This window comes from Bradyrhizobium sp. AZCC 1577, assembly GCF_036924575.1.
Lineage (GTDB): Bacteria > Pseudomonadota > Alphaproteobacteria > Rhizobiales > Xanthobacteraceae > Bradyrhizobium.
The window spans coordinates 6407743-6424033 of record NZ_JAZHRQ010000001.1; the positions used below are offsets into that span (position 1 = coordinate 6407743).

16 protein-coding genes are annotated in these 16291 nt (G+C 60.8%); 3 read left to right on the forward strand and 13 right to left on the reverse strand.

Annotated features, from left to right (window positions below; genetic code table 11):
- Window positions 1-40: 40 nt before the first annotated feature.
- The 11 genes from V1278_RS30260 to V1278_RS30310 form a co-directional block, all read right to left on the reverse strand.
- On the reverse strand, window positions 41-1306 hold the full coding sequence (locus V1278_RS30260) for a CaiB/BaiF CoA transferase family protein (RefSeq protein ID WP_334383258.1): 1266 nt from the start codon (window positions 1304-1306) through the stop codon (window positions 41-43).
- 1 nt (window position 1307) lies between these two features.
- On the reverse strand, window positions 1308-2105 hold the full coding sequence (locus tag V1278_RS30265) for an enoyl-CoA hydratase/isomerase family protein (RefSeq protein WP_334383259.1): 798 nt from the start codon (window positions 2103-2105) through the stop codon (window positions 1308-1310).
- A 97-nt stretch (window positions 2106-2202) separates the two neighbouring features.
- Window positions 2203-3192 carry a fumarylacetoacetate hydrolase family protein gene (locus V1278_RS30270; protein WP_334384291.1) on the reverse strand — a complete coding sequence of 330 codons (990 nt, stop codon included), beginning with the start codon at window positions 3190-3192 and terminating at the stop codon, window positions 2203-2205.
- Between the two features lie 81 nt (window positions 3193-3273).
- Window positions 3274-3870, reverse strand: a complete 597-nt coding sequence (locus tag V1278_RS30275; protein WP_334383260.1) for a TetR/AcrR family transcriptional regulator — start codon at window positions 3868-3870, stop codon at window positions 3274-3276.
- Between the two features lie 147 nt (window positions 3871-4017).
- Window positions 4018-4845 carry an enoyl-CoA hydratase-related protein gene (locus tag V1278_RS30280; protein ID WP_334383262.1) on the reverse strand — a complete coding sequence of 276 codons (828 nt, stop codon included), beginning with the start codon at window positions 4843-4845 and terminating at the stop codon, window positions 4018-4020.
- A 25-nt stretch (window positions 4846-4870) separates the two neighbouring features.
- Window positions 4871-5875 carry an NAD(P)H-dependent flavin oxidoreductase gene (locus tag V1278_RS30285; protein ID WP_334383264.1) on the reverse strand — a complete coding sequence of 335 codons (1005 nt, stop codon included), beginning with the start codon at window positions 5873-5875 and terminating at the stop codon, window positions 4871-4873.
- A 53-nt stretch (window positions 5876-5928) separates the two neighbouring features.
- On the reverse strand, window positions 5929-7116 hold the full coding sequence (locus V1278_RS30290) for an acetyl-CoA C-acyltransferase (RefSeq protein ID WP_334383265.1): 1188 nt from the start codon (window positions 7114-7116) through the stop codon (window positions 5929-5931).
- A 50-nt stretch (window positions 7117-7166) separates the two neighbouring features.
- The gene (locus tag V1278_RS30295; protein ID WP_334383266.1) at window positions 7167-8297 is read right to left on the reverse strand and encodes an acyl-CoA dehydrogenase family protein; all 1131 of its coding nucleotides are present in this window, start codon (window positions 8295-8297) and stop codon (window positions 7167-7169) included.
- Window positions 8298-8318: 21 nt separating this feature from the next.
- The gene (locus tag V1278_RS30300) at window positions 8319-9500 is read right to left on the reverse strand and encodes an acyl-CoA dehydrogenase family protein (protein WP_334383267.1); all 1182 of its coding nucleotides are present in this window, start codon (window positions 9498-9500) and stop codon (window positions 8319-8321) included.
- A 14-nt stretch (window positions 9501-9514) separates the two neighbouring features.
- Window positions 9515-10252, reverse strand: a complete 738-nt coding sequence (locus V1278_RS30305) for an SDR family oxidoreductase (RefSeq protein ID WP_334383269.1) — start codon at window positions 10250-10252, stop codon at window positions 9515-9517.
- Window positions 10253-10266: 14 nt separating this feature from the next.
- Complete coding sequence (locus V1278_RS30310; RefSeq protein WP_334383271.1) at window positions 10267-11904, reverse strand: class I adenylate-forming enzyme family protein; 1638 nt, start codon at window positions 11902-11904, stop codon at window positions 10267-10269.
- A gap of 175 nt (window positions 11905-12079) precedes the next feature.
- Between V1278_RS30310 and V1278_RS30315 the strand changes: the two genes are divergently transcribed.
- Together V1278_RS30315 and V1278_RS30320 are read left to right on the forward strand one after the other, a co-directional pair.
- Window positions 12080-12823: an SDR family NAD(P)-dependent oxidoreductase gene (locus tag V1278_RS30315; RefSeq protein WP_334383272.1), complete on the forward strand. Its 744-nt coding sequence runs from the start codon at window positions 12080-12082 to the stop codon at window positions 12821-12823.
- Complete coding sequence (locus V1278_RS30320; protein ID WP_334383273.1) at window positions 12823-13500, forward strand: glutathione S-transferase family protein; 678 nt, start codon at window positions 12823-12825, stop codon at window positions 13498-13500. The genes V1278_RS30315 and V1278_RS30320 overlap by 1 nt, the downstream gene beginning before the upstream one ends.
- Window positions 13501-13529: 29 nt before the next feature.
- Here V1278_RS30320 and V1278_RS30325 read toward each other — a convergent pair whose 3' ends face one another.
- Both V1278_RS30325 and V1278_RS30330 read right to left on the reverse strand, forming a co-directional pair.
- Window positions 13530-14729: a CaiB/BaiF CoA transferase family protein gene (locus tag V1278_RS30325; RefSeq protein WP_334364325.1), complete on the reverse strand. Its 1200-nt coding sequence runs from the start codon at window positions 14727-14729 to the stop codon at window positions 13530-13532.
- Between the two features lie 95 nt (window positions 14730-14824).
- Window positions 14825-15457, reverse strand: a complete 633-nt coding sequence (locus V1278_RS30330; protein WP_334364326.1) for a 2-hydroxychromene-2-carboxylate isomerase — start codon at window positions 15455-15457, stop codon at window positions 14825-14827.
- Between the two features lie 244 nt (window positions 15458-15701).
- On the opposite strand from V1278_RS30330, the gene V1278_RS30335 reads away from it, so the two are divergent.
- A complete protein-coding gene (locus V1278_RS30335) occupies window positions 15702-16217 on the forward strand; it encodes a winged helix-turn-helix transcriptional regulator (protein WP_334364327.1) in 516 nt (171 codons plus the stop codon).
- Window positions 16218-16291 lie beyond the last annotated feature (74 nt).

The window sequence follows — 16291 nt, forward strand, 5'->3', positions numbered from 1 at the left end:
GATTCGTGTATGTCCCGTGCGCCCTTCGGCGTTTGGCTGATCAGGCGGCCTGCCCCGGCTCGGCTTCGGGCTTGGCGACGATCTCGGGCTGCAGCGCACGCCGATGAGAAACAAGCACGCCCGCTTCGCTTAAGCGTTTCAATTCCGCCTCGGTGACTCCGAGCTCGCTGAAGACCGCGAAATTATGCTCGCCTTGGAAAGCGGGTGCCCCGATCGGTGTCAACTCTTCGGCCGAAAAGCGCCACGGCCGGCCCGGCAGGCGATACTCGCCACCGCTGCGGTCAGGAACGTGTTGCACGGCGCCCCAATAATCGCTCCATTCCGAGGCCGTGAGCTCCTTGATCGAACGGATCTCGCCCATGGCGATCTTGGCCTCGTCGAACTGGGCGTCGAGGGTCGCCATGTCCGGAAAGGTCAGGATCCAGGACTGGATGATCTGGTGCAGCACGCCGAAATTCGAGCGGCGCGCGGCAGCAGTGGAGAACCGGGGATCGTCCATCAGATCGACGCGGCGCATGGCGCGCAGCCACGACGGAAAGGTCAGGCTGCCGATGATACTGGTCGCAACCGTGAAGTGCTCGCCTTGCGGTCCCGTGAAAAATGGGCAATCGGTGGCCCCTAGTATCGCGGGCTCCGCCCCGATATCGTCGTCAGAGAGATCGACATGCGCTCGTTCATTGACGGCGAGCAGCGTCGCCGCCATTGCAACGTCGATATACTGGCCCTGCCCCGTCTTCTGGCGGCTGTTGAGCGCTGCGAGAATCGCAATCACGGTCTGCAATCCGGCATAGACGTCTGCATGCGACAGGCTGTCGGTACGCGGCTCCGCCAGCGTGTTGCCATAGTGACGAACGCTGTTGTCGGTAAAGCCGGCCTCGGCCTGCACCGTTGGCGCATACGCCATCCGGCTGCGCCACGGACCGCCCTGGCCATAGCCGGTTATCGACGCGTAGATCAGGCGCGGGTTGCGTTTGGACAGTGTCTCGTAGTCAAGGCCGAAGAAAGCCAGAGTCCCGGCACGGAAATTTTCGACGACGATATCGGCGGTGTCGCAGAGTTTCAGCACCAACTCATAGGCGCCCGGCATATTGAGATTGATGCTGACATTGCGTTTGCCGGCATTTTGCTGGGCGTAATAGCCCGACATGCCGTCGGTCGATGGAAATGCAAACCGGGAAACGTCGGGGCTTGGCGGTTCGATCTTGATGACCTCGGCGCCAAGATCCTGCAGCGTCCGCGCGCACAGCGGACCAGCCAGCACGCGGGAGAAATCGACGACACGGATTCCACTCAGGGGGCCACTCATGTTAGCGCCCCGCGAACTTGGCGAGACCGGGCCCGTTCTTGCGGAATGACGCAAGACCGGTCTTGAGGTCTTCCGACACCCAGATCGGCGCCTGTACTCTTGCCATCGCCTCGTCAGCGGCCACCACGCCCTGGTTGACCGCGATATGCGCGAGTTCCTTGGTCGCGGCATGCGCCACCGTCGGTCCCTGCGCAAACTCCTCCGCGATTGCCATCGTCGCCGTCTCCAGCGACTCTTCCGGAACTGTGAGATTGATCAATCCCCACTTCTCCAGCGTCGGCGCATCATAGCGTCGCGCCAGCATCGACATTTCCTTGGCGCGCTGGGCACCAATCCGCTGCACCTGACGCTGGATTCCTCCCAGCAAGGGATGCAGCCCAAGCGTCGCCTCGACCGAGCCGATCTTCGCCGAAGAGGCCGCGATGATGTAATCGCACGATAGCGCAAGCTCGAGGCCGCCCCCCAGGCAAACGCCGTGAACACTGGCGATTAGCGGGATTGGCAGCAGCTCCATGAAGCGCAGGAATTCGACGCCGTTCAGCTGCCGATTTTCACCGGCCTGATCTCCGCTGCCTGCCTCTACCCGCTTCTCGAAGATATCCAGATCGGCGCCGGCGGAGAAATGCCGCAGTCCGCTACGGATGACGATGGCGCGGCTGCCTGCCTTCTGCGCTGCCCCCACCTGATCCACAATCGCGTTGAGGAGTTTGGGGCCGAGCAGGTTGTGCGGCCGATAAACCATGGTCAAAACGGAGATATTGCCGCGCTGCTCACGCGTCACCAATGCATCCTCGGACAAAGCTGCCTCCTGTTTGCCAGCGGTTCTTGCGACCGCATCGTTTGATCTGCGAAATGCAGGCTACACCGCGGCTTGCATTTTGCAAGCCATAGTTTCGTTAGATATTTTGACGCTCGACCCGATTCTTCAAGACGCCGATATTCTCGACCTCGAGCTCGATGCTATCCCCGTGCTCGAGATACCAGCCAAGTTCGAGGCCGCAGCCATTGCCCACGGTACCGGAGCCGATGAACTCACCGGGCATCAACGTCTCATCCCGGCTGATGTGGGCGATGATTTCCTCGAACGAAAACAGCATGCCTTCACTCGTGCCCTGCGAACGAATCTCGCCGTTGACGCGGGCCTCCATCTTGAGCTTGTAGGGATCGCCGATTTCGTCGGGTGTCACGATCCAGGGCCCAAGCACGTTGCCGCCATCGAAGCTCTTGCCTTTGGCGGGTCCCAATCGCCCTTCCATCTCTATGCGCTGGGCATCGCGGGCCGAAAAATCGTTGAAAATCGTGTAGCCGAAAATGTGATTGCGCGCCTTCGCCGCCGGAATGTTCGCGCCCCTATTCTTGGTGACGATTCCGAATTCCAATTCGTAGTCCATTACCTGGCTGTAACGCGGCCATCTGACCGTCGTGTTGGGCCCCCCGACGCTAAACCGATTGGTAATGTAGTAGATTGGTTGCTTGCGATACACCTCGGGCAGCTCGGGCAGCGGCGCAGCCTGCAGACGTGCGAGCTCAGCCGTATCGCCTGCCTTCCGCGCCTTTAGTTTGAGATGCCCGATCGGGCCTTGAACGATATGCACCGGGAACGACATGCCGTCGCGCATCTGGCGCGGCTCCGGCAACGGGGCAAGAAGTTCGGATTCCGCAACCGCAGACCATAAGTCCTGATCTTTCCTATAGCGGTCGAAAAGGTTGGATGCTTCGTCCAGCGCGGCGTCGCCATAATCGACAAGGTCAAGCATCGAGTTGAATGCTGGATTTTGCTTACCAGCCCGCTGCGAGGCGGCAGCGAGATCAAACAACAAGCGGCCGCCGGCTTGGACGAGCGCGAGCCTATTTTGACCTGCGGATCGATAGGTAGCTAGTTTCAAGGCGCACCTCCCAAGCCAAATGAGCATTTGACGGCAGCATAGACCATAACTTGCATTTTGCAAGTTATGGGCACCGGAGGCTTATGGACTCGGAAAGACATTAGCGTCCTGATTGCGCAAGGCCTGCCGACCGGCCTCCAGAAGAGCGTCAGACAGCCGCCTGTCGCCGGCCGCACGCGCGAGCACGATGGAGCCGACCATGGTCGCAATTGCGCCGGCTGCGGCCTGCCGCGCATCCGATGACGATCCTCTCGGGATCAAACGGGCGATGACATCGATCATTTTCTCGAGCCTGCCTGCAAAGGTACGCCGCGCCTCCGGGCCTGACCGTCCGATATCCGCGGCTAAAGCCGGAAGCGCACAACCGCGAGCCGGATTATTGCGATGGCGAGGGCTCAGATAGGACTCGACGACTGCGTCGTATCCTTTCTCGGGAGGCAATCCCTGCGTGAGATCCAGCCATTGGGCGATGGTTTGATCCATGGCCAAAGCGATCGCTTCAACGACCAAAGCGTCACGTGACTTGAAGTAGGCGTAGAAGCTGCCATGCGTCAGGTCAGCGAGCTTCATCAGGTCAACCACACTCAGGCCGTCCGCACCGGACTGACGCAGGCCGTAAGAAGCATTTTCGACAATCCGCCTGCGGGTCTGCTGCCCATGGTCTTTCGGGTAACGCATCGCATGCTCCCGGATGAACTAAGATAGAGAGCCACATTAGATGATTATCATCATATATAACAACCGAATTCCTCAGAATGGCTTTTTGATCTGCGCCTCTACTAGGAAAAGCCGGTCAGCGATGCGGACCTTCAGATTGAACGCACACTAGTTCCCGGCGAATACGGGGTTGCGCTTCTCGATGAAGGCGCGGACCGCTTCCTTGTGATCCGTCGTTCGCGCAGAGCGGACCATGTATGCCGCTTCCTGGTCCATCGAATCCAGAAGGTCCGTGGCCAAGGCATGGTCAAGGTTGTCCTTCATGCCGGCGAACGCTTGCGAGGGGCCCTCGGCCAAGGACCTTGCAAGCGCAAATGCGACATCGCGAAGCTCGGCGTCGGCCACCACCCGGTTGACGAGTCCCAGGGTCTCGCAGCGGCGTGCGTCGATCCGCTCCGACAGAAACATCAACTCGCGTGCCCGGGACGTTCCCACCAGCCGCGTCAGCAGCCAGGCGATGCCGTAGTCCCCCGTCAGCCCGATGCGGGCATATCCCGTGGTCATCACAGCCGATTCAGCGGCGATTCGAATGTCGCAGGCGAGTGCGAGCGCAAGCCCTGCCCCCGCGGCAGGCCCGGGAAGCGCCGCGAGCGTCGGCTTTCGCAGTCCCACCAACGCACCCGTGAGGGTGCGCTGCTTGATGCGCAAGTCGGCGATCCGCTCATGGATCGGCGTATCGGCCTTCGCAGAATTGCTCCCCATACCCTTGACGTCGCCGCCGGCGCAAAAGGCGGCTCCAGCGCCCGTGATGAGCAGTGCGCCGACGCCGGAATCATCGCCGCACTGCCTTATCATGCGCCGCAGCGCAGGGGTCAGTTGGTCGGACAAGGCATTGCGGGCCTCGGGCCGGTTCAGCGTGATGAGCGCGACGCGATGGCGGATTTCACACAGCAACTCACCTGTGCCGGTGTCGAGCTCGATCCGATCTTCTGCCATCCGCCCTGGTTCCCGTTGCTAGGCTTCAGGCGACCATTAAGGCTTCCTTGCTGTCGGCGTCGAGGAATCCCGTAAGCCGTTCCCTGATCAACCGCTCGGCATCTGCCATGATACGGTCGATCAACTCCTTCACCGTCGGAATGTCGTTGATGAGTCCGACGACCATGCCGCAGCTCCAGGCGCCAGCGTCCATGTCGCCATCGATCATTATCCTCGGATAGACGCCCGCCACCTGCTCGTGGATGTCGTCGATCTTCAGGCTTGCGCCCCTTTCGCGCTCGATCTCGAGCAGCTCGTCGACGCCCTTGTTCTTCAAGACACGCTCCGTATTGCGCAGCGCGCGCATGACCAGCACGGTGTCGAGTTCGGTCGCCTTGACCAAGGCCTGCTTTACATTGTCGTGGACTGGCGCTTCCTTCGTGGCGATGAAGCGGGTGCCCATGTTCATGCCGGCGGCCCCCATCGACAGCGCCGCGACGAGGCTCCGCGCGTCGGCCATGCCGCCCGACGCCACAAACGGAATCTTCAGCTCGTCCGCCGCACGCGGCAGCAGGATCATGTTCGGGATGTCGTCCTCGCCGGGATGGCCGCCGCATTCGAAGCCATCAACGCTGACAGCGTCGCAGCCGATCTTCTCGGCTTTGAGCGAATGCCGTACCGAGGTGCATTTATGGATCACCTTGATGCCGGCCGCCTTCAGCGCCGGCATGTATTGCTCGGGGCTGCGGCCCGCGGTTTCCACTGCCTTGACGCCACCTTCCTTGATCGCAGCGATGTACTCTGGATAAGGCGGCGCAGTGAAACTCGGCAGGAAGGTCAGGTTCACGCCGAACGGCTTGTCGGTCATGTCGCGGCAGCGCGCGATTTCTTTGGCCAACAATTCCGGCGTCCTTTGCGTTAGACCGGTGATGATTCCGAGTCCGCCCGCGTTCGACACTGCGGCCGCCAGCTCGGCAAACCCGACATAGTGCATTCCGCCCTGGATGATCGGATGTTCGATGCCGAACATCTCGGTAATTGCTGTCTTCACGCGTGCCTCCGATGTGTTTTTACAGATCTCTGGTCTAGCCGGTTTGTTGGTCGTCAGTGGACAATTTCGAGGAGGCCTGCGGCGCCCATGCCGCCGCCGACGCACATCGTAACAACGGCGTATTTCGCCTTGCGCCGGCGACCCTCGATCAAGGCGTGGCCAGTCAGCCGCGCGCCGGTCATGCCGTAGGGATGGCCAACCGCAATCGAGCCCCCGTTGACGTTGAGCTTTTCGGGATCGATCCCAAGCTTGTCGCGGCAATAGATCACCTGCACCGCAAATGCCTCGTTCAATTCCCAGAGATCGATATCATCTACCTTGAGTCCGTGGCGCTTGAGCAGCCGGGGCACGGCATAGACCGGGCCCACGCCCATCTCGTCCGGTTCGCACCCGGCGCTGACAAAGCCGCGGAAGACGCCGAGCGGCTTCAGACCCTTCTGCGCCGCGAGCTTGTCGCTCATGATGACGGCGGCACTGGCGCCGTCCGAAAGCTGACTGGCATTGCCGCCGGTAACAGTGAAGCCCGGCCCCTTGGCCGGCTTGACGCCGGCAAGTCCCTCGGCCGTGGTATCGGGACGCGGCCCCTCGTCGGCCGACAGCGTCACCTGCTGATATGACACGGCGCCGCTCGCCTTGTCAGTCACCGCCATGGTCGTCTTGATCGGTGCGAGTTCGTCGCTGAACCGGCCGCCCTGCTGGGCAGCCGCTGTCCGGCGCTGGCTCTCGAGGCTATATTCGTCCTGGCGTTCGCGCGAGATGTCGTAGCGCTTCGCCACGATCTCGGCAGTATCCAGCATCGCGATGTAGGCGTCTCCCTTCATCGCGAGCAGTTCCGGATCGACGGCATGAAAACTGTTGAACTGGTTGTTCTGAACCAGGCTGATGGATTCGCCGCCGCCGCCGATGGCAACCTCCACGCCATCGAAAATGACCGAGCGCGCAGCCAGCGCAATCGCCTGAAGGCCGGACGCGCATTGGCGATCGATGGTCGTTCCGGCCACGCTCACCGGAAGTCCGGCCCGCAGCAGCGCCTTGCGCGCAATGTTGGTACCCGTGGTGCCCTGCTGCATGGCGCAACCCATCACGACATCCTCGACTTCGGCGCCCTCGAGCTTCGCGCGCGACAGCGCCGAAGAGATGGCATGGCCGAGCAAGGTCGCGCCTTCGGTATTGTTGAGAGCGCCCTTGTACGCCTTGCCAATTGGGGTGCGAGCGGTCGAGACGATTACGGCTTCGGTCATTGTTTACCTCTGGTCGGAGTGCGGAAGTCGACTAGCTGTGTTGGAGGAATTCAGCTCTGCTGCGCGTACCGCATCAGATGATAGGCGGGATCGCCGAACTGGACGTTGATGGAGCTTATTCGCTTGAAGTAGTGGCCGACGTTCAACTCGTCGCTCATGCCCATGCCGCCGTGCAGTTGCACGGCCTGCTCTGCGACAAAGCGTGCGGCGTAGCCGACCTTGGTCTTGGCGCCGGACGCCAGTTTCGATCCGTTCGGTTCCTTCGACGCCAGGGTCAGATTCAAATGCTGAGTGAGCGAAATCGATTCCTCAAGCGCGATGAACATGTCGACCATGCGGTGCTGCAGCACCTGAAACGTTCCCAGCGCAACCCCGAACTGCTTGCGCGTCTTGCTGTATTCGAGCGTCGCCGAGTTCAGCTCCGTCATGGCGCCGACGGCTTCCGCGCAAAGGGCCGCGATGGCGCGATCGCGAGCCGCCTCCAAGGCCGCGACGCCCTCGCCCTCGCTGCCCAGCATCTGGCTGGCCGGCACCTCGACTTTCATCAGCGTGAGTTCAGCGGCGCGCCGGCCGTCGATGGTCTTGAAGCTCTGCAGGTGAAGATTGGCCGCATGGCGATCTACGACAAACAGACTGACGCCGTCGCGATCGCGTTGCTGGCCCGAGGTGCGCGCCGAAACGATCAGCTTGTCGGCCCAGGGCGCACCGACCACCGCGGCTTTGGTTCCGCTCAAAACAAACTTGTCCCCTTGGCGGCGTGCCGTGGTGGTGACGTTGTGGAAATCATAACGTGACCGTCCCTCCGCCCACGCCAAGGCCCAGATCGCCTCGCCCTCCATGATCTTCGGCAGGAACGCCTGGCGCTGCTCGGGCGAGCCGACGTCCTCGATCAGGCCACCGGCGAGGACAACCGTCTCAAAATAGGGCTCGACGACGAGGTTGCGGCCGAACTCCTGCATCACGATCATCGTCGCAAGCGAGCCGCCACCAAGGCCGCCGGAGCTTTCCTGGAACGGCGCGGCGCAGAGCCCCAGTTCGGCAAAGGATTTCCAGTGCCTGCGGCTCCAGCCTTCATCGGTCGCGACGATCTTGCGGCGCTCGTCGAAATCGTATTGCTCGCGCAGGAAGCGTTGAATGCTAGACCGGAGCAGTTCCTGTTCTTCCGTCAACTGAATGTCCATCGGATGCCTCGTGCGATGCAGTCAGAGACCCAGCACCGCTTTCGCGATGATGTTGCGCTGAATTTCATTCGATCCCCCGTAAATGCTGAGCTTTCGGGAGTTCAGATATTTCTCAGTCGCCGTGTGCCCATAGTCGGGTCCCGGCATGAAGTGGTTAGCGCTTACCGGGTGCTCACGGATGGCCAGACCGTAATTGCCGATCGCCTGGTGCGTCAGATCGGTGATGCGCTGGAATATCTCGGTGCCCCTGATCTTGAACAACGACGCGGCCGGTCCCGGGTCGATGCCGCGCGACATCTGCGCGACGATGCGCAGTTCGGTTGCCTCCAGCGCGAGCACATCGAGCTCGACGCGCGCGATCTCCCTGATGAACTCCCCGAACGCCGGATCGTCCTCGCCAACTTCGGTTCTCACGATCTGCTTCAGACGGCCGAGATACCGAGTGGACCGGCCGATCCCGGCCATGCTGGTACGCTCGTTGCCGAGCAGAAACTTCGCGTAGGTCCAGCCCTTGTTTTCCTCGCCGATCAGATTCTCGGCCGGCACTCGTACATCTTCAAGGAACACGTCGTTGACTTCATGCGAACCGTCGATGGTGATGATCGGCCGCACGGTGACGCCGGGGGATTTCATGTCGATCAACAGAAAGGAGATGCCGGCCTGGGGCTTTGCCGAAGGATCGGTCCGCACCAGGCAGAAGATCCAGTCGGCATGCTGGGCCAGCGTCGTCCATGTCTTGTGGCCGTTGACGATGTAGTGGTCGCCGTCGCGTACCGCCTTAGCGCGGACCGAGGCGAGGTCTGAGCCGGAGCCCGGCTCCGAATAACCCTGGCACCACCAATCCTCCCCCGAGAGAATCCGCGGCAGAAACTTCTTCTTCTGCGCGTCGTTGCCGAAGGTGTAGATGACCGGGCCGACCATGGTGACGCTGAATGCGAGCGGCGGCAACGTCCCGGCGCGTGAGGTTTCCTGTTCAAAGATGAAGCGCTGCGTGATCGACCAGCCTGGGCCGCCATACTCCTTGGGCCAGAGCGGAGCAATCCACCCCTTCTTGTAGAGGATCCGGTGCCAGAGCAGCGACTGCTCCTTCGTCAAATCGGTCTCGGGATTTGGAACGCGCATTTCCTGCGGATAGTTCTCCGCAATGAAAGCGCGCACCTCGTCACGAAACGCTGCGTCCTCGCTGGAAAGTTCGAGCTCCATCGTGCGAGGCCCCGTTACCACTTCTCGCCGAAGGGACGGATCTCCAGCTCGAAGGTCCAGGCGCTCTTGGGCTGCTGATAGAGCAACCAATAGGATTCCGCGACTGATGATGGCGGCATCAAAGCATCGGGGTTATCTAGCGCGTTCGGACCGAGTGCCTCGATCCGTCGCTGGCGCACCCACTCGGTGTCGACGCCGGAATCAATGATGAGATGCGCGACGTGGATGTTCCTGGGCCCCAACTCACGCGCCGCCGCCTGCGCGACAGCTCGCAGGCCGAACTTGGCACTGGCAAAGGCGGCATAGCCGGATCCACCACGGAGACTCGCCGTCGCTCCAGTGAAGAAGATATTGCCTTTGCCGCGGGGCAGCATCAGTCGCGCTGCTTCGCGGCCGGCGAGGAAGCCAGAATAGCAGGCCATTTCCCAGACCTTGCGAAACACGCGCTCGGTGGTTTCCAGAATCGGAAAGTTGACATTGGCGCCGACGTTGAAGATGCAGACTTCAAGCGGCGCATGCTTGTCGGCATCGCCAAGGAACGAGATGATCTCCTCCTCCTTGCGGGCATCGAGCGAGCGCGCGTGAATTTCGCCGCCGGCCTTCTCGATCTCCTTGACGAGTGGTTCGAGCTTGGCGCCGTTGCGCCGCCCGGCAAACACCGTAAAGCCCTCTGAGGCGAACTTCTTCGCGATCTCGCCGCCGATAAAGTCACCGGCACCTATCACGGCCACGGTTGCGTTTCTCTTTTGCAAAGGTCTTCTCCCGGTCAGGTCAAGTGAGTTCGTCGCTGGAATTTCGCCGCCTGCTTGGCGGCAGCTTGGTCGCGACGAAAGCGGCGGGCGAGCTCATGTTCGCGGATCTTGCCGGTTGAGCTTCCCGGTAGGACGTCGACGACAATGATTTTCGGCGGCCGAATATGGGAGGCGAGTCGAGGTTTGACGGAATCCATCAGATCGGTCGGCTTGACGCGCGATCCTGGGAACGGCTGCACGAATGCGACAATCTCCCCATTGCCGTTGAGGGCTTGGCCAACGACGGCGGATTGCACATCCTTATGTGAATTGAGGATCGCCTCAATCTCGGCTGAGATCGCGCCGGTCATTTCCTTGCTACGGCCGACAATGTGGAGGCAATCGCCTTCGAAGCGCGCGAGATCGCCAGTGTTGAACCAGCGTTCGGTATCCATCACCTTCGCCGTCAGGTCTGGCGCACGATAGTAGCCGCGCATCACGTTGCGTCCGCGCACGTGAAGCTCGCCAACTTCGCCTTTTGACAGCGGTATACCATCCAGCGTTCTGACGCGGGCTTCAACTCCCGGCAGCAGCGCACCGACCGCATCATCGGAACGTGGCGCATCGAAGCGCACGGCAGATACCCCTAACGAACATTCGGTGGTCCCATAGCCGTTCAGCAGAGGCAAACCAAATTCCTTCTCTACGCGAGTTTTCAGATTGAGATCGAGGGATGAGCCAGAAACGGCGATCAAACGCAGTACGCCGCAGTCAACCTGCTTCAGACCTGCGACATTCTTGTATTCGAGAAGGCCTTGATAGGTGGCTGGCCCGCCATCAAGCATCGTGATACCTTCATCGACCAGTGCCTTGGCAAGCGTGGCAGGATCGTATCGGCTGGCCAAGCGCACGGTGCCGCCGACCATCAAGGTCATGGTCAGGAGCGAGATGCCGACGATATGCGAGATCGGCAGCACCAGATAGATCTTGTCATTATGATCCATGTTGCGGAAATGCGCGGTGGCCTTGGCGCTGATCAGCAGGTTATCGTGGGAGAGCATCACCCCCTTCGGCGTTCCGGTCGTTCCCGAGGTGTAGATCAGAACCGCGACTTGTTTTGACGGATCGGCTTCCACCGGTTCGACGGTTGCACCTTCGTCGAGCGGCGCAACGCCGATCTCCTGCAGAGGTCCCAACTGCCGGTTCTCCGCTCCAAGGCGCAACGCATGGGCAGCAGCTTCTTTCGAGACGCTCGACGTAAAGAACATTCGACGAGCGCCGCTATGATCGCGAATCTGGTCTAGTTCGCGCGCCGATAATCGTGGACTGGCGACGATCGCCCAGGCGTCGAGTCGGCTCGCCGCCAGCAGCAAGGCCGCCAGCGAAATGCAATTTTCGCTGACAATAACCATACGATCGCCCGCTCGCACCCCGAGCGAGGAAAGAACGGCGGCAATCTCGGTGACTCGCCTATTCAGCTCACGATAGCTCCAAGCGGAGCCGTCTTCGATCAAGGCGATTCGGCCTGGGGCATCGGCGACATGGTCAGCCGTGACTTCGTGGATGCGGCGAGGCAGCCCTGCAGCAATCTCATCGATATCGATCGCCCCTGACGGACCCGCCACCACCAACCTCCCGAACAACGAACGTCGCCTTCTGGCGCGCGAGCTCAATCGATATTTAACGTTCTTTTTTAGAACTCGTCAATTGCTATTTCGACAATCCGAGCGGATCCGCGAAGAGGCAGTGCTACTGCCATTTTCTGTGTCACTAGGCAAAGTTTGTTTACAACTTCGCAGATCGGCGTTAGCTGTACGTTTCAAATAAGAACTTATGGGAGAAGCGAGAATGGCGGAAAGTCGCGGCGTAGCAATACTGGTGGGCGCGGGCGACGCGATCGGTGCGGCCGTCGCGCGTCGCTTTGCCAAAGGGGGCTACACCGTTTGTATCTGCCGGCGTGACGCAGCCAAATCCCAGGGACTAGTGGATGAACTCACCGCTGCGGGCCATCGTATCCACGCTTTCAGCGTCGATGCTCGTCAGGAAGCCGAGGTTCAAAGGCTTTTTTCCGACGTCGAGAGCAACATCGGGCCGATCGAGGTCTGTCTTTTCAATGCCGGATCGAATGTCAACAAGCCCTTGGTGGACACCACGGAGAAGCTGTTCTTCAAGGCGTGGGAACTGGCCTGCTACGCCGGATTCCTGGTCGGACGCGAGGCTGCGCGCGTCATGGTTCCGCGCGGACGCGGCACCATCTTCTTTACGGGCGCAACCGCCAGCGTCCGTGGCGGCCAGGGGTTTGCGGCATTTTCATCGGCGAAGTTCGGCCTTCGCGCGGTCGCCCAAGCCATGGCGCGCGAACTGGGGCCGAAGAACATCCACGTGGTCCATCTCATCATTGACGCCGGCGTGGATAGCGAAGCCATTCATCAGCGCATGAAAGCGGCAAAGGGGATCGAGGCAAGCGAGATTCCTCCGGACAGCCTGACGAAGACGTCCTCCATCGCCGAGGCGTACTGGTTCGCCCATCAGCAGAGCCGCGACGGCTGGACCCATGAACTCGATCTTCGTCCGTCCGTGGAGAAATGGTGATGAGCGCAACACCCGATCTAACCCTATGGGGCGTTGGTACAAGCCGCACCATCCGCCCGCACTGGGCCATGCACGAGCTTGGCTTGTCCTACAAAGTCAAACCGATCGGGCCGCGGACCGGCGAGACCAAGACGGCCGAATACACCAGGCTCAATCCCCGCCAGAAGATCCCCTTGCTGCAGGACGGCGACTTCTGCATCGGAGAAAGCGCCGCGATCGTCGCCTATCTGTCGCGAACCTATTCGACGCCGGAACGTTCGCTGATTCCCGAAACCCAGCGCGAGTTCGCCGCATGGCTCGAATGGTGCTTCTTTATCGTGGCCGAACTCGATTCCACCAGCCTTTACGTCATGCGCCGCCATCGCGCGGATGCGTTGGGACATATCTATGGAATTGCGCCCGACGTCGTCGCGCAGGCGGGTGAGTATTTCCGGCAACAGTTACGACACGTGGAGGTCGCCCTGGCAGACGGGCGGACATTCCTGATGGGTGACCGGTTCACCAGCGCCGACATCCTGCTTACGACGTGCCTCGATTGGGCTATCGCTTACGGCGTCGGTATTTGCGACAATGCGCAACCCTACCTTGAACGCATCCAGAAGCGGGAGGCCTATCAGCGAGCGGTCGCGGCGAATGTCCCGGTGGCACCGATCACGCCGGCAGCGGCGAAGATCTGAGAACCCTTCGCCGATCGCGATAGCCTGACCTAGACGGCCACACGCACGGCACGTTCGGCGATCATCTTCTCGATGGCGCTGTCGTCATAACCCAGTTCGCGCAACACCTCGCGCGAGTGCTCGCCGACCCGGGGCGCCGGTCCACCAATTACCGCCTCATTGATTTCGAAGCGAGCCGCGGGCTTCGGCTGCCGCACTCGGCCGACTTTCGGCTGATCGAATTCCGCGATGATACCGCGCGCCACCACCTGCTCATTGTGGATGATTTCGCTCCGCCGCAGGATCGGCGCACAAGGCACGTCGGCGGCGTCCAGCCGGTCCAGCCATTCCGCGGTGGTATGCTGGCTGATATACTCAGCCATCTTGTTGATGCGCGCGGTGGCGTTGACCGAACGCGCCGATGGCGTCGCAAAGCGTGGATCGTTGGCAAGCTCGGGATCGCCGGATGCCCGGCAGAAACCCTGCCATTCGGAATCCGAAATCGTGCCGGCGGTGATGTAGCCATCACTGGTTTTGAACACGAGATCCGGCCGATCGTTGGGATCGGCTGCGGCGGCCTCGGCCCCCACAACCGTATACTGCATCATGCCTTCGGGCCACAGGTAGGAAATCATCGCATCCAGCATCGCGACCTGGATATGATCGCCCTGCCCAGTTTTCTCGCGGGCATAGAGCGCTGCCGCCACCGCCTGTGCAGTGAACACTGCAGTGGTCTTGTCGCATACGATCGTGCGGATCATTTGCGGACGGTTCGTTATCGGCTGCGACTGGATATCGGCGAAGCCCGACAAGCCCTGAATGATCGGGTCATAGACGCGCTTCTTTACATACGGGCCGGTATCACCAACGCCGCTGATCGAAACGTAGATCAGGCGCGGATGGCGCTGCCGCAATTCTTCCACGCCTAGACCGAGGCGCTCCATGGTGCCGGGCCGGAAGTTCTGCACCAACACATCGGCCTGCGCGACCAGCCTGGTGAGCACCTCACGGCCACCCGTGCTCTTGACGTCGATCGACAGCGAACGCTTGCCGCGGTTGGAAGAGATGAACAGCGCGGAGAACTCGCCGTCCTTGTCGATGGTGGCCCGGCTGCGGCGCGTAATATCGCCGCCGATCGGCTCGATCTTCAGCACGTCGGCGCCCTGGTCCGCCAGAAACATGGTCGCGAACGGGCCCGACACCACGCCGGTCAGGTCGAGGACACGAACACCATTGAGCGGACCAGGCATGGCACTCCCCTGTACTTTGTTATTCTGGGCCTGAGCCGAACTTAGCTTATCGCCCGGCCCTGGATTAAGATATTCGCGGACCTCGAGGCTCGGTTCTACGCCGTCTTGGGAACAGGCTGACGGGCCTGTTCGACAATGGACTCCTCCACGTCACGAAGCTGGTCCTTGCCGAAGAACATTTCCTTTCCAACGAAGAAAGTCGGCGAGCCAAATGCTCCCCGGCTGACCGCGTCGTTGGTCAGATCGATCAGCCTCTTCTTGACGTCATCCTGTTGTGCGCGGGCGATCAACCTGTCGATATCGATTCCCGACGAAACAAACGCATTCCGGAAGATTTCGAGGTCGTCCATCTTCTTCGGCTCTTCCCACATATGATGGTAGGCGGCACGGAAATAGGGCTCGAATACGCCTTCAAATTGGGCGGCGACGGCACCGCGCATCAGCATCAGCGTGTTGACCGGAAAGAACGGATTCTGGCGGAATTTCGTGATGTTGTGGCGCCGGATGAACCGCTGGGTCTCGAGCGCCTGGTATTCCGGCTTGTTCTTGATGCCGCGAAGCGAGTCGAACGGCGACATGTTGCCGGTCGCCTTGTAGATGCCGCCGAGCAAAACCGGGACATACTCGAACTTCACGCCGGTACGCCGCTCGATTCCCGGAATGGCAACCTCCGCCAGATATGCGTTGGGGCTGCCGAAATCGAACTGGAATTCTACCTTCAGGGGCATGTCGGCTTCTCCCGGAGCGTGCATCGAATGATCAGGTGTGATGTTCAATAGCCGAATTCCGGCTACCACCCATCTTTACAGTTCTAAAAACGAACTGTCAAACTCATACGATTTTCTGCTGATTTGCGCACCGCCAATAGGGGATTGTTTGGAGCTGAGTACCTATCTAGAATGGTAGGTAAAGCTGAGGTTCCCTGGACGATTCGAGCGGAATCGGGTCGTCGGATGACTGGAGAGCAGGAAAATGCGATGGGATGCCCTTGAAGAAGAGCCGTGTTCGATGGCCCGCACCATCGGCGTGATCGGTGACCGTTGGACCCTTCTTATCCTGCGCGAATGCTTCCTTCGCACCCGCCGCTTCGAAGGATTTCAGTCCGCGCTTGGGATCACACGGCATTTGCTCGCGGAGCGACTGAAGAAACTGGTCCGGCTAGGTGTCCTGCGCCGCATTCCCTATCAGGAGTCTCCCAAGCGGCATGAATACATCCTCACTCAGAAGGGACTCGATCTCTATCCAATAATGATGGCGATTGTGCATTGGGGCGACACGCACATGGTCGACGAACGCGGGCGGCCGTTGCTGCACCAGCACCGCAAATGCGGCAAGAACTTCGATCCGGTCATGGTGTGCTCTGAGTGCGGCGAGCCGCTTTCGGCCAAGGAGGTTCATACCCACCCCGGCCCCGGCGCCCGAAGCACGCCAGCGGTAAAGGCGCCAGAGAGCCCGAAGGCAAAAGCGCGCCGCAAAGCAGCTGCTTGAGGTCGCGCGCAGCGGGGATATGACGTCGTAGGCCTCGCTCTAGCAATTTGCAGCCTGGGAATATCCGCAAGCGC

Coding starts and splice junctions, on each gene's coding strand:
- V1278_RS30260 (WP_334383258.1), bottom strand. CDS start 1,306: ATGAGTGGCCCCCTGAGTGGAATCCGTGTCGTCGATTTCTCCCGCGTG.
- V1278_RS30275 (WP_334383260.1), bottom strand. CDS start 3,870: ATGCGTTACCCGAAAGACCATGGGCAGCAGACCCGCAGGCGGATTGTC.
- V1278_RS30280 (WP_334383262.1), bottom strand. CDS start 4,845: ATGGCAGAAGATCGGATCGAGCTCGACACCGGCACAGGTGAGTTGCTG.
- V1278_RS30290 (WP_334383265.1), bottom strand. CDS start 7,116: ATGACCGAAGCCGTAATCGTCTCGACCGCTCGCACCCCAATTGGCAAG.
- V1278_RS30295 (WP_334383266.1), bottom strand. CDS start 8,297: ATGGACATTCAGTTGACGGAAGAACAGGAACTGCTCCGGTCTAGCATT.
- V1278_RS30300 (WP_334383267.1), bottom strand. CDS start 9,500: ATGGAGCTCGAACTTTCCAGCGAGGACGCAGCGTTTCGTGACGAGGTG.
- V1278_RS30315 (WP_334383272.1), top strand. CDS start 12,080: ATGGCGGAAAGTCGCGGCGTAGCAATACTGGTGGGCGCGGGCGACGCG.
- V1278_RS30320 (WP_334383273.1), top strand. CDS start 12,823: ATGAGCGCAACACCCGATCTAACCCTATGGGGCGTTGGTACAAGCCGC.
- V1278_RS30325 (WP_334364325.1), bottom strand. CDS start 14,729: ATGCCTGGTCCGCTCAATGGTGTTCGTGTCCTCGACCTGACCGGCGTG.
- V1278_RS30330 (WP_334364326.1), bottom strand. CDS start 15,457: ATGCCCCTGAAGGTAGAATTCCAGTTCGATTTCGGCAGCCCCAACGCA.
- V1278_RS30335 (WP_334364327.1), top strand. CDS start 15,702: ATGCGATGGGATGCCCTTGAAGAAGAGCCGTGTTCGATGGCCCGCACC.